We start from the raw sequence: 12917 nt of genomic DNA, 5'->3' as shown, positions 1-12917 counted from the left end.
CAAGAACAAGTAAATTGCCTCCATCACGGAGTTTACTGGCAGCAACTTTACTTATACCTTCGCACACCTCAGGCGACGATTTACCCCAAGGCGGGTCACATAAGCATAAGTCAACACTTCCATCTCTTATCCAGTCAAACTGCTCAACGTGCCTAACGTCAGCGACCCTAATATCAACATCATCCAAGGATATTGTTACTCTGGCGTCTTTACGCTGTTGTCTTTTCTCCCGTGTCAAGTAAGCCTGTGCCACGCACGGGCTTTTTATTTGCGGGTGGGTCATCATGTAATCAAGGACGTCAAGCTTTTTAATAGCCCTTAGACCTCGTGGAGTTAGATTTTCAAGGAGTCTCTTATTGGCGACTATGTATGGATGGTGCATCCACTCCTCGTCCTCATTAGACAGATGGTCGAATCGACCACTTTGAATCATTTCTTGACGTACCCTACCGACCGTGGAATGAGAAACACCCAATGCACGACCAACACTTCTATCCGACTGAGACCACGCTGTTTTAAGATACTCTCTAATCATCTTCTGCTTTTCTGTTAATTGTGCTATGCCTACCACCTCCTATACGCAGATTTTAACACAACTACACACATTAGGCCAGTCTTAACTATGTTAAACACCATTAGGCCAATAACAATTTTCTGCAATTTATCTGAAAAAAGCTCTGCAAAATCAGGCCATTCATAAAACCCCCCATAAAAATAAGTTTATGGGGGTTTTATTATGGCAAGAGGACAATCAGCAACTGCATATACATCAATAGGTGGTGGTGTATATATGGTTGAAAATAAGGGAAGGCAGGAGCAAGTACAGGTTATACATACTATACCTAAAATGACAGATGATGAGCGATTGATAGCTGAAAAGCGAGTAGCAAATGACTTATTTAATGTTTTATCTGATATATACTCAAAACTAAAAATCGAACTTGACAATGAATAGTACGAATCGTTGAAAGTGAGTGCCTATGTTGGTATAATCCCAATATAGGCACTTTTTATTTGTTGTACGGGAGGTATAGGTATAATGATAGCGATATATGCACGACAATCAGTATTCAAAGATGACTCAATCAGCATCGAAAGTCAGATAGAGCAATGCAAACATGAGGTTATAGATGGAAATTATATTGTCTATGATGACAAAGGTTATTCAGGCAAAAATATAGAACGCCCAAAATTTAGAGAAATGCTTAATGACATCAGAGCAGGTAAGATTTCAAAGGTAGTTTGTTATAAGCTTGACCGTATAAGCCGTTCCATTCTTGATTTTGCCGAAATTATGGAGGTTTTCAGTGAACATAATGTTGAGTTTGTATCAGTAAATGAGAAGTTTGATACCTCTACACCCGTTGGTCGTGCAATGCTGAATATATGTATTGTTTTCGCACAGCTTGAGCGTGAGACTATACAGCAGAGAGTAATAGATGCATACGTTTCACGTAGTAGAGCTGGGTTTTATATGGGTGGAAGGGTTCCATATGGTTTTAAGAGAGTACCTATTACACTTAACGGTAAAAAGACCTCACAGTATGAACCAATACCTGAGGAAGTTCGTCAACTTAAGATTATATTTGAAATGTACTCGCAACCAAATACGTCTTTAGCTGATATTGTGCGTTATTTTAAGGAGAAAGGTATCAAAAAGACACGAGGAGTTGAGTGGAGTACCTCAAGACTGACTGAAATATTGCGTAATCCCATTTATGTTAAGGCAGACATGGACATATATAACTTTTATCAGTCACGAGGAACAGAAATTGTAAATGACGCAAGCAGTTTTATTGGAATAAATGGTTGCTACTTATACACTAAGAATGTAGCAAATAATGCGGGAAGTGGAAAGAATATGAGCCAGTATGAAAACATGGTCTTAGTCTTAGCACCTCACAAAGGTATAATTGATTCTGATACTTTTATTAGATGTAGGCTGAAAGCTGAGCAAAATGTTCAAATTCCTAATGGCAGACGGTCACATACGACTTGGGTATCAGGTAAATTAAAGTGTATTAAATGCGGTTATGCTATGAGGTATAACAAGTGGACTGGCAAATCGACCTATAACGAATATTATATATGTTCTGCTGCGTCAGCTAAGAAATGTGATGGAGTTGGAGCTGTACATAAAGACAAAATAGAAAGTATTGTTTTATCTGCAATGGAAGAAAAGATTAAGTCATTAAGGATAGAGCAACAACAACAAGACAATCCTCATCAAGCTCAAATAAATAAATTAAAAGCTGAAATAGCAGAAAAGAATAAACAAATAGATAATATACTTAAAAACTTTGCATTTGCAAGTCAGGCAGTAATTAAACGCATGAATGTGGAGGTTGATAAGCTCACTGAGGAAATAGCAAACCTAAATAGACAAATCTACAAGTTGGAAGCCGTTAAGAATAATCAGAAGCAGTTAGATACAGATGCTATAGAAACAATCTTTAAAATGTGGGATAAAGTATCCAAAGAGGATAAACAAAAAATAGTTGATATATTGATTACAAAGGTACTTGTATCAAAGGAAAAGATAGAAATAATATGGAAGATATAAAATCATTGTCATCTTAACGATTTGGTGAAACTTCTAGAATTCTTCAAGAATATGTTGATTCTAAAAAATACTATTAAAAAACTCTGCAAACGCAGAGTTTTTATTTTATATCTTTTTCTGTAAAAGCGAAGGGAAGTATTTCTTGAACAGTATAAACTTTATATTCTCCTTTTTCATTAGCTAATATAATCTCTCCATCTTTCATAAATTCTACTATAACTTGTCTACAAATTCCACAAGGATAAGTAAAATCTCCTGAACTACTTACTATAGCAATTGCTTTAAAATTTCTTTCTCCTTCAGATATGGCTTTGAAAATTGCAGTTCTTTCTGCACAATTAGTCGCACCATAAGAAGCATTTTCTATATTACAACCAGTAAAAATTTTACCACTATCTGTTAAAACTGCTGCTCCCACTTGAAATTTAGAATATGGAACATAAGCCATTTCTTTAGCTTTATAAGCTTTTTCTATTAATTTTTTATAAGGCATATCTCTCCTCCTAATTTAATTTTTATCTGGAATAAGAATCCCTCCTGATACAACCATTTTAATTGCTTCTTCTACTGACATATTTAATTTATATACTTCTGTTTTTTTCATCATAAGCATAAATCCTGAAGTTGGATTAGGAGTCGTGGGAACAAAGACACTTATCAAATCTTCTTTAGTAATTTCTAAAATTTCTAAAGGCGCATCAGCAGTCACAAACCCTATAGCATAACAGCCTTTATAAGGGTATTCTATTAGTACTGCTTCTTTAAAAGCTCTTTTTTTCTTTGTAAGAATACTATTCATAATTTGACTAATCCCTGTATATACATTCCCTACTACAGGAATTTTTAAAATCCAATTTTCTATTAGCTTTATTATCCCTTTCCCTATCCAATTAGTAGAAATATATCCTACAACTATAATCAAAAAAATGCTTGCAATAAGACCTAAACCGGGAACATTTACTTCTTCCACAGATATTTTTTTATTAAAAATAGAAAGTAAAATTACTATTATTCTAGCAATAATATTTCTTGGAATTTTATCTGCAAAATTAAAAACTAACCCTACAGTATAAAAAGTAAAAGCAATAGGAAGTATTGAAACTAATCCTGATAAAAATAATCTTCTAAGTTCTAAAAAACTTTGCCTTACTTCATTATTATAAAACAAGTTTTTTAGTTTCTTCATACTTAGTCTCCTTAAGTTAAAACTAATTTATCTTTTAAGCCCTACTAAATTTAAAACTTTCTCTTGTTTTTCAAACATTTCTTTTTCTTCCTCTTCATTCATATGATCATACCCCATCAAATGAAACATACTATGAGATATTAAAAATCCTATTTCTCTTTCTATAGAATGTCCATATTCCATAGCTTGTTCTTTAGCTTTATCAACAGATATAATAATATCTCCTAACATTAAATCTCCTGTTTCTGAATTAATGTATTCTTCTAGTCCTTCTAAAGAAAATTCATTATCATCCGACTCATTATCTTCTTCAAATTCTAATAAAGGAAAAGAAAGAACATCCGTTTCTTTATCTATATTTCTATATTCTTTATTTATTTTTCTTATTTCTTCATTATCTACAAAACTAAGACTTATTTCTACATTAAGAGGATACTTTTCTTCTTTAAGAGCTTGTACCACTATCTGATTTATTAAATTCTTTATCTTTTCTGTTAATTGAAATGATGTGCTGTTTTTTATTAAAATATTCATTTTTATCTTCCTCCATCTTTTCTGGATACTTTATTCTTTCGTGATACATTCCATTGAATACTTTTAAAAAGGCTTGTACAATAATTTCCAAATCTTTTATTGTAAGATTACTTTCATCTAATTGACCATCATCTAATTTACTTTTTATAAGCTTTCTTATTAATGCTTCTATTTTTTCTTTAGTTTTATCATTAGGATCCATAGACCGTACTGCTGCTTCTACTGTATCTCCTAACATAATTAAAGCTGCTTCTTTTGACTGTGGTTTAGGCCCTTCATAAGAAAAATCTTCTTTTGAAATATCCTCTTCTTTTTTCATATCTAAAGCTTTATAATAAAAATACTGAATACATGTAGTTCCATGATGTTGTAAAATCATATCTTTTATAGCTCTTGGTAATTTATATTCTTCTGCAATTTTTAATCCATTTGTAACATGCTGTTGAATTATTTTTGAGCTAACTAAAGGTTCCATATAATCATGAGGATTATCTAAAACTTGATTTTCTTTAAAATACTGAGGATATACAATTTTCCCTATATCATGATAATATCCTCCTACTCTAGCGAGAAGAGAATTGGCCTCTATATCTGCAGCTGCTGTTTCTGCTAAGTTAGCAACCACCAAACTATGATAATAGGTTCCTGGAGCTTCTATTAATAACCTTTTTAACAATGGCTGTTCTGGATTTGTTAGTTCTAATAATTTAATAGGTGTTACAACATCAAAAGCAACTTCCCAAAAAGGAAGACTACCTACTGTAATAATAACTGCTAAAAGTCCACTTATAAACGCATACATTGTAGAATAAAGAATTTCTAAAGTATACGCTCCATTTAAAAATAATTCTAAACTAAAAAAAGTAATTCCATTAAGAAATCCAGCTAAAATTCCTACCCATAATATTCTACTTCTTTTATAAGTATTCATAACTAACATAGAAAAAATGGTTCCTACTATAAAGAAAAATATAATAAAGTCTAAACCTTCTTTACTAATCAAAGCTCCTATGACCGAAATATATCCATTTAAAACAATTCCTAATCTTATATCTAAAAGAATTGCTAAAAGCATTCCTGCAATTGGTATAGGTAGCCACGCAAAATGTAGAGAAGACAAGAATTTTATCATTATCATACTTATAAAATAAATAGAAGCTAATAAAAGCATCTCTTTTTTACTATTTACTATTGATTTATTAAATAACCAAATATAAATATAAATAAAAGTTTGAAGTAAACATATTAATAAGATAACCCCTATATATTTTACTAATTCCTCTTTGAAATTTTTTTCTCCAAAACCTAATTCTTCTAGTATTTCATAAATTTCATCTGTTATTATTTCTCCTTCATCAACTATTTTTTGCCCTTTAAGAATTATAACTGGTTCAACTTCTGATAATTTTTCTTCTAACATTTTTTGAGTAGCAACTTCGTCTACAATCATATTAGGCTGAATAACAGAAGAAACAATATCGTATCCTATATTTTGCATATCATTATCTAAATCAAGAGAAGTAAATTTTTCTTTTACATCTAATATGCTTTTAGTTTTTGTTTCTTCCCTAACTCCCATATTAAATATGGACTGTACAATACTTATACAATGATTTTTTAATTCATTTCTTTTACTTTCTCCTATTTCTATTAAAAATTCAAACTGATCTCTGGATATAGAAATAGAAGATTGTTTTTTAAAATCTTCTAATGCATCTTCTTTTATAGATTCTATTTCATTTTCTTGGTATATACCTTCTTTTATTTCTATCTGCTCTATTTGAGATTCCTCTTTTATATCTTCCGTGTTATTAGATATATTCTCCTTATTACTTTCTTCTAAATCATTTTCTTCTTGTAATTTTTCTTGTTCTTCTAAATATTCTTCTGTTTCATTTAACTTATTAAAAAAAACTTCTATCTTAGAAATTGCTTGTTCTTCTATATCTGGGTTCTGTTTATATAAAGGTTCTGTATTATTTCTTATTTCATTTTTCTTTCTTTCTGTTGCTAATTTATTTTCTACTTCTCTTGGAGCAACAAACCGTTTAGGAGAAACTTCTCCTACTTTTATATTTTCAGTTGTTTGAAAATATTCTCCTGTAAAAATCATTGTAACTGTTAGTAAAAAAGAAAAAATAATTAATGTTACCCTTAATATACGCCCCCTATCCAATATAATCCTCCTCATTTTTTGTTTTCATATTTTTCATATGCATGAATAATTTTTTGTACTAACGGATGTCTCACTACATCTTTTTTAGATAATAAAGATATCCCTATCCCTTCTATATTTTTTAAAACTTTAAGAGCCTCTGTTAATCCTGATTTTTTCCCAAAAGGAAGGTCAACTTGTGTAATATCTCCTGTAATTACTGCTTTTGAACCAAATCCAATACGAGTTAAAAACATTTTCATTTGTTCTGGAGTAGTATTTTGCGCTTCATCTAAAACAATAAAAGAGTTATCAAGAGTACGTCCTCTCATATATGCTAGAGGAGCTACTTCTATAATCCCTTTTTCCATATTTTTAAGAAAGGCTTCTGCCCCCATAATTTCATATAAAGCATCATACAATGGTCGAAGATAAGGGTCTACTTTACTTTGTAAATCTCCTGGAAGAAATCCTAATTTTTCTCCTGCCTCTATAGCTGGTCTAGTTAAAATAATACGGTTAACTTCATTATTTTTAAGAGCTGTTATAGCCATTGCCATGGCTAAATATGTTTTACCTGTTCCTGCTGGTCCTACTCCAAACACTACAGTATTATTTCTCATCATATCTACATATTTTTTTTGACCTAAAGTTTTACTTTTTATTTGTTTCCCTTGAACTGTCATACATATAAAATCTGAATGAATTTTACTATATTCTTCTTCTTTATTTTCCATAACTAAAGAAATAATATATTCTATATTTTGAGTACTTATTGTTTCTTCTTTTTTAGCTAAATTAATTAATTCTTTGAAAACCCGTTCAGTTTTATTAACATTATCTGTTTCTCCTATAATTTTTATATCTTCACCTCTATTAATAATTTCTGTATTAAATACTTTTTCAATTATTTTTATATTTTCATCAAATTTACCAAAGATATTAAAAATATATTCAGTTGGTATCTGTAGTATCTTTTCCTTCTGTTGCATCAATAGTTTTCCTCCTATTAATTAATTGTGGTTTATCTATTGGTTCAATAACTGTCGAAACAGCTTTTGCCTTTAAAAAATTTTCTTCTGTATAATACTTAATATCAAGAGTTACAATTTCTCCATCTTCTCCTATCTTTTCTTCTAATTCTTTTTTTATTTCTTGTTCTGCTATTTTTTTTGCCTCTTCTAAAGTTTTTTTCTTAATAATAGGTTTATACTCCTTATATTCATAAATTACTCCTTGAATAGGAAGAATTAAATATTTTGTTAAAGATAATTGTGTCTTATTAATAATTTTATCATAATTTTGAAAAGAAATGCGAGGTTTAAAAAAATTAAATTCTTTATTAATCACTTCTATTCCATATTGTTTTTTTACTTTTCCTGTATATTGCTTTTCCATATACAATAAAGGTTGTTCATAAGTTAATTCATATCGAGTTTTTGCTAATATATCTGCATCAGCATGAACATATTTTTTTTCTTGTATTTCATCTTCTGAATTTACAACTAATTCTCCACTAACTAATATATCTCCTTTTTGAACCAAATCTTTTACTTCTACTTTTGGAGTTCCCGCCCTAATTACCATACTTATTATTAACCCGGTTTTTTCAGCTACTAAATCACAAGGAGTATCTTTATCTACAATCTCAGGTTTTGTAACAGTTTCAGTTAAGTCTATAATTGCTTTTGTCCCTTTAATATCTACTGCAGTCCATGCAATATCATTAAAATTAGTAATCAAAAAATTTTCAACTTGATTAGTATCTATGTTTCTTTTCCATGTCCCTGGTTTTAACCCATATTCTTCTAAAGCTTTTATTAATTCTTCTGTAGAAATTTTTTCATTACCATTAATTTCTATTACCCATATGAAAGAAGATAAAAGATATAATATTCCAAGAAAAATCAATCCTCCCAATGCCATCATTTTTCTTTTCCTATATCTATGTGCTACAAAGGGCCAACCTTTTTTTTGTATAATTTTAATTTTACATTTAGTCTTTTTAGCACAAGTTTTTAACATACGAAAACCTTTTATACTTACTTTCATTTGAACTTTACTATTATTTCTTTTTATGTCCCAAAGATAAATTCCTTTATAAGATGCCAAATTCATAAATCTTTCTACAGAAAATCCATATACTTCTATAGTAACATAACCTCGCAAATAATTCCATATGGACAAAAACATCCTACCACCTCTTAATATTTTTAAGATAAAAATTCAATTTTTAAAATGGTACCTTTTATAACTATTTCTTCTGTTGTCATAGTTTTTAAAAATAAATTTCTTCCTTCTAATTTTAGTATTCCATTAACTGTATAAATTCTTATTCTTTCAGAATCATACTCAAGAATTCCTTTATAATTTTCAATATGTATTTCTTCATTGCCTATCATAGAAATCATAGGAAGATTTAAAACTACTTCTTTTGGGAGCTCAAACATATCTGTTATTTTTTTCTTTAAAATAGTTGGTTTTGAGTTTTCTTGATTTTTTTTTATTTTTTTCTTATTTCCCATAGGCGTTCCTCCCTCTCATAAATTAATATGCAAAAAAATAATTTTTAAGACATAAAAAAAAGCCACGTATAATTACGTAGCTTTTTTAATTTAATTTTTGTTTAACTATTACACTAATTCTTCTGTTGTCAGCACGTCCTTTTACTTTTGGAGCGATAGCTCCCATTACTTTCCCCATATCCTTCATGGAAGATGCACCGACTTCTAAAATTACTTCATCAATTATTTTTTCTAATTCTTCATCAGATAGCTGTTCAGGAAGATAATTCATTAAAATATCTATTTCTCTTTTTAAATCATCAATCATATCTTGACGATTACTTTTTTCAATTTCGGAAAGGGCATCTTTTCTCTTCTTAACCTCTTTTCCAATAACTGAAATAATATCTTCATCATTTAATTCAATTCTTTTGTCTTTTTCCACTTGTAATATTGCAGCACGAACCATTTGAATTGCATTCTTACGAATGGTATCTTTTTCTTTCATAGCTGCTTTCATGTCTTCCATAAGCTTTGCTTTTAAAGACATATTCATCATCCTTTTATATAATTTATAAAAAATTATCTATGTTTCTTTCTAGCAGCTTCTGATTTCTTTTTACGTTTAACACTTGGTTTTTCGTAATGTTCTCTTTTACGAATCTCTTGCATAATGCCGGCTTTAGCACAATTTCTTTTAAAACGACGCAAAGCACTATCCAAAGATTCATTTTCTCTAACGATAACCTCTGACATAAATTCCCCTCCCTCCGGCTGCAAGGTTGTGCTTTATGCATAATACGGAGAAAAGTTTTAAAGCACTGTACTCAATTATACACAACTAAGAAGTTTTCGTCAATACTAATTAAACTTAATTTTTAACAAATACTACATTTCTCTGAAGAATAGACTTCTTATACAACCATTTAAACAATATTTATTAATTTTTCTTTAAATCACTTCTTCAATAATACTTATTTCACTAGAACGAAGTTCTCCAAAGTAATTATATAAAAACTCTTCTGATTCAGAAGCAATTATAATAGCTGTATCACTATATGTTCCTTCTTCATCACTATCAATGTCAATTAATACAATTGATATATGTTTTACTGTATCTTTTAATTCTAGATTTTTAAAAAGTCTATAAAATTCATATATACATATTGAAAATTAAAAATTAAACAATCGAAATATCATTAAACTATTTATCTAATTATTAAATAATTCCAAGGGTTTTCTTTAATCTTTCATTCAAAGGATATTCATCTTCTATGGGAAGCATACTTTCTTTAAAAGTTTTTGCTCTTATCTTCTCTCTTAATTCAATAACGATATCAGTAATATCAGTAATTTTTACTATCCAATCATTCACATATTTATTAACCATCTCGCCTTTTATGCCTAGTTGGATGGCACGTCTATCTAAAGCATTCCCATATATATCTCTATCCGGATCCCACTGACATCTAACTTCTGACTTTTCAAGTAATTCTCTCCACTTTTCATATCGTCCATATATTTCTGAATTAAATGAAGATAATACAACATTTTCAAGAATATAATCAAATCCTGTTCTTTTTATATCAATAGCTAATATTCTTTCTTGTCCCTCTTTAGTCGCCCATCCTGACCTATACATCATCCATAAAAATGAGGGCTTAATCCAAGTCATTCTATCCATTTTGAAATGTGTTCCAAATGTTCCTAATTTTACAGCTTCATTGGCGATTTTATGATTATATGCTTGATACACTCTAATGGTGTTTTCATCAAATTGAGCTAGTATTTTTTTATTAGATCGTAAAAAATTTTTTCTATTTTGTATCATTTAAAATTTTCCTTTCTTTTATAATTTTACAATTTAGTTTTTAATTCCATATTCTTTTAAAATAAGTACTTTTAATAAATCTTCAAAACATTCTAATGTCTAAATTTCAAAAAATCTTATTCTATTGTTGAATTAATTTTTTAACTTATCGCTATAATCTTTTATATGATTATTTAGGTTGTTGAATAACTAAAAATTCCATTAAAATAGTCGCCACTTTCTAGTATCATGTTAAGTAGCACACAAAACAATCACCTAGAAAGGACGACTAATATGATTATAACACTTAACATGATAAAAGATAACTCCTTTTATAAAGTTTGTAAGAAGTTACAAAAGATTTTTAAAAGATTTACATAAAAAAATATTTTTATATTGTTTTACTTTTCACCTGTTTATTTTGTTATATCTATATTGTATTTTTCTGACAATTTATAAAATTCATTTGGAGGAGTTATTTTTAATGCTAATTTTGCTAATCCATCTGCTATTTCATTAAAATCATCTCCTGTATGAGCATCTACTTTACAAAAGTTCACTTCTACTTCTGTATTGTTTTTGAAAAAGTCTTGCATCCAATTATAATATATTTTACTAAACTCATTATCACGTTTCCAATATCCTGTAGCATGATAACAAGTTCCCTCATAATCATGAAAAATAACAACTTTATTATGGCTGTATTTTTTTGCATATAAAAGTGCTTTCATAGCTCCTAAAAGTTCTCCTCCTATTTGTTGCATACCAATTGCATCTTTATTTCTTCCAAGACCTTTTTCAAAATGTATAATCTCAGAATTTTTAACACATACTAATCCATAAGAATAATTGTTAATGTCTTTATTAAAGCTTCCGTCTACATAGCAATGTAGGCAGTCTTTTGGATATTTATTATCCTTTTTTCTCATTAGAGAATCTGCTTTTTTTAAATAATCTTCAGCTTCTTTTTTTGTAATAAATCCACTATATTTTGCCCCTTTTACCCCTTTAATATAGGGTTCTACTTCTTTCCAAGAAGTTAAGATTATATTTTTAACTTCTTCTTTTGTTTTTGGATTTATACCGTATTTTATAGCATAAAATTTTTTTTTAGTTTTTGCCATTTTTAATTCCTTCCTTTTTTAGAATTTATTATAATATATTCTATAAAAATAAAATAATCTATTTTTTATCTTCTTTTTATACTTAGTTTATATCATAAGCATCTCTATATACGTCAAAATAAATGTTGTTTTTCCAAAAAAACAATCCCCTTTACACTTATAATTATTCCAATCATTTTTTGTTCCAATTTCTACTACGTCTATCACTGTATGTATCACTTCAAAAAATGTTTTTCCATTATATTTACTGTCACAAATATGCTTTTATCACTTGGAAAATCATCAGGAAATGCATTACATATTAATTCTTTTGTTATTATTTTATATAAAAATTATCAATTCCACCTACACCATAAGTTTTTATAAAATTTACGTAATCTGAAGGAAGATTTATACCAATAATTTTAAAAAATTTTACATCTAAAGAAAAACCATTTGTTCCTCTTGTTTTTATGTTGTCTTCTTTATCGAGTTGGGCTATTATATTACTCCACTAAAAATGCATATTATTGTGCTTTCTTATTAAGTATTTTGTAAGAAATATTAAATTGAAACTTATATTTATTAAGTTTATTAAAAATTTGAAAATTAATTTATATATTAAAATAAGCTCAAAGTCAGTAATAAAGAAAATATCTATAAATTTCTCTTTCTCCATTTACTTTGGGCTTTTTTAAAAACAATTCTATTTTTATTTCAAATTATACATATTTATGCTGTCCATATTATGAAAAACTTTTTTCCTTCATTATCTTCTTCACATGATACATCAAAAATAACGTCATGGTCTATATCTATTATGTATAATGAACGTCTTTGTTGCCATAATTGGTCTATAGCTTCTTTATAATTAAGCACTTTTGCTTTTGACCACCAAATTCCTGTTTCACCGCAGGGAATTAACCATATAGAATCATCTGTTAAGAAAGTTAGTTTATCTATTATCCATTGAGTTATTTTTTCATCTTCTGTATTATAATCAATCGTTGCTACTCGTTTAGTTTTTCCTCCCATATCTAATTTCCTAAGTCTATCTCTATA

Annotated in this window: 15 protein-coding genes; 2 read left to right on the top strand and 13 right to left on the bottom strand. The window is 28.7% G+C overall.

The annotated features are described in order from the left end of the window. Positions 1–433 (bottom strand): TRM11 family methyltransferase (locus OM90_RS11125; protein ID WP_330381866.1); only part of this gene is annotated, 433 nt, incomplete at its 3' end. 303 nt (positions 434–736) lie between these two features. Here OM90_RS11125 and OM90_RS11120 point away from each other — a divergent pair. Both OM90_RS11120 and OM90_RS11115 read left to right on the top strand, forming a co-directional pair. Then, positions 737–955: a hypothetical protein gene (locus tag OM90_RS11120; RefSeq protein WP_058486955.1), complete on the top strand. Its 219-nt coding sequence runs from the start codon at positions 737–739 to the stop codon at positions 953–955. Positions 956–1039: 84 nt separating this feature from the next. Continuing rightward, entirely contained in the window at positions 1040–2563 is a 1524-nt protein-coding gene (locus OM90_RS11115) for a recombinase family protein (protein WP_058486954.1), read from the top strand. Between the two features lie 100 nt (positions 2564–2663). Here the strand turns inward: OM90_RS11115 and OM90_RS11110 are convergent, their stop codons facing one another. The 12 genes from OM90_RS11110 to OM90_RS12830 form a co-directional block, all read right to left on the bottom strand. Next, positions 2664–3056, bottom strand: a complete 393-nt coding sequence (locus OM90_RS11110) for a cytidine deaminase (protein ID WP_058486953.1) — start codon at positions 3054–3056, stop codon at positions 2664–2666. 15 nt (positions 3057–3071) lie between these two features. After that, positions 3072–3749: a DUF502 domain-containing protein gene (locus OM90_RS11105; RefSeq protein ID WP_058486952.1), complete on the bottom strand. Its 678-nt coding sequence runs from the start codon at positions 3747–3749 to the stop codon at positions 3072–3074. Between the two features lie 27 nt (positions 3750–3776). Beyond that, complete coding sequence (gene ybeY, locus OM90_RS11100) at positions 3777–4283, bottom strand: rRNA maturation RNase YbeY (protein ID WP_058486951.1); 507 nt, start codon at positions 4281–4283, stop codon at positions 3777–3779. Next, positions 4195–6459, bottom strand: coding sequence for an HD family phosphohydrolase (locus OM90_RS11095; protein WP_058486950.1), 2265 nt, complete (start codon positions 6457–6459; stop codon positions 4195–4197). Before OM90_RS11095 ends, ybeY begins: the two co-directional genes overlap by 89 nt. Positions 6460–6470: 11 nt before the next feature. Next, a complete protein-coding gene (locus OM90_RS11090) occupies positions 6471–7430 on the bottom strand; it encodes a PhoH family protein (protein ID WP_058486949.1) in 960 nt (319 codons plus the stop codon). Next, positions 7393–8631: a sporulation protein YqfD gene (gene yqfD, locus OM90_RS11085; RefSeq protein ID WP_058486948.1), complete on the bottom strand. Its 1239-nt coding sequence runs from the start codon at positions 8629–8631 to the stop codon at positions 7393–7395. The genes OM90_RS11090 and yqfD overlap by 38 nt, the downstream gene beginning before the upstream one ends. Before the next feature lie 20 nt (positions 8632–8651). Next, positions 8652–8963: a sporulation protein YqfC gene (gene yqfC / locus OM90_RS11080; RefSeq protein ID WP_058486947.1), complete on the bottom strand. Its 312-nt coding sequence runs from the start codon at positions 8961–8963 to the stop codon at positions 8652–8654. Between the two features lie 85 nt (positions 8964–9048). Continuing rightward, entirely contained in the window at positions 9049–9492 is a 444-nt protein-coding gene (locus tag OM90_RS11075) for a GatB/YqeY domain-containing protein (protein ID WP_058486946.1), read from the bottom strand. Between the two features lie 32 nt (positions 9493–9524). Next, entirely contained in the window at positions 9525–9698 is a 174-nt protein-coding gene (gene rpsU, locus OM90_RS11070) for a 30S ribosomal protein S21 (protein WP_058486945.1), read from the bottom strand. Between the two features lie 463 nt (positions 9699–10161). Continuing rightward, on the bottom strand, positions 10162–10773 hold the full coding sequence (locus tag OM90_RS11065) for a DUF4291 domain-containing protein (RefSeq protein WP_058486944.1): 612 nt from the start codon (positions 10771–10773) through the stop codon (positions 10162–10164). Between the two features lie 395 nt (positions 10774–11168). Further along, positions 11169–11876, bottom strand: a complete 708-nt coding sequence (locus OM90_RS11060; protein WP_058486943.1) for a ribonuclease H1 domain-containing protein — start codon at positions 11874–11876, stop codon at positions 11169–11171. Between the two features lie 711 nt (positions 11877–12587). After that, positions 12588–12917, bottom strand: a 330-nt coding sequence (locus OM90_RS12830) for a hypothetical protein (RefSeq protein ID WP_058486942.1), incomplete at its 5' end; no start/stop codon positions are given.

Origin of the sequence: Defluviitalea phaphyphila (assembly GCF_001466305.1) — a bacterium.
Lineage (GTDB): Bacteria > Bacillota > Clostridia > Lachnospirales > Defluviitaleaceae > Defluviitalea_A > Defluviitalea_A phaphyphila.
This window is presented reverse-complemented; position numbering and strand designations above follow the sequence as displayed.

Excerpts from the sequence above, each read along its gene's own strand:
- OM90_RS11075 (WP_058486946.1), bottom strand. The coding sequence starts at position 9,492 with ATGTCTTTAAAAGCAAAGCTTATGGAAGACATGAAAGCAGCTATGAAA.
- ybeY (WP_058486951.1), bottom strand. The coding sequence starts at position 4,283 with ATGAATATTTTAATAAAAAACAGCACATCATTTCAATTAACAGAAAAG.
- yqfD (WP_058486948.1), bottom strand. The coding sequence starts at position 8,631 with ATGTTTTTGTCCATATGGAATTATTTGCGAGGTTATGTTACTATAGAA.
- yqfC (WP_058486947.1), bottom strand. The coding sequence starts at position 8,963 with ATGGGAAATAAGAAAAAAATAAAAAAAAATCAAGAAAACTCAAAACCA.
- OM90_RS11110 (WP_058486953.1), bottom strand. The coding sequence starts at position 3,056 with ATGCCTTATAAAAAATTAATAGAAAAAGCTTATAAAGCTAAAGAAATG.
- rpsU (WP_058486945.1), bottom strand. The coding sequence starts at position 9,698 with ATGTCAGAGGTTATCGTTAGAGAAAATGAATCTTTGGATAGTGCTTTG.
- OM90_RS11060 (WP_058486943.1), bottom strand. The coding sequence starts at position 11,876 with ATGGCAAAAACTAAAAAAAAATTTTATGCTATAAAATACGGTATAAAT.
- OM90_RS11105 (WP_058486952.1), bottom strand. The coding sequence starts at position 3,749 with ATGAAGAAACTAAAAAACTTGTTTTATAATAATGAAGTAAGGCAAAGT.
- OM90_RS11120 (WP_058486955.1), top strand. The coding sequence starts at position 737 with ATGGCAAGAGGACAATCAGCAACTGCATATACATCAATAGGTGGTGGT.
- OM90_RS11090 (WP_058486949.1), bottom strand. The coding sequence starts at position 7,430 with ATGCAACAGAAGGAAAAGATACTACAGATACCAACTGAATATATTTTT.
- OM90_RS11065 (WP_058486944.1), bottom strand. The coding sequence starts at position 10,773 with ATGATACAAAATAGAAAAAATTTTTTACGATCTAATAAAAAAATACTA.
- OM90_RS11115 (WP_058486954.1), top strand. The coding sequence starts at position 1,040 with ATGATAGCGATATATGCACGACAATCAGTATTCAAAGATGACTCAATC.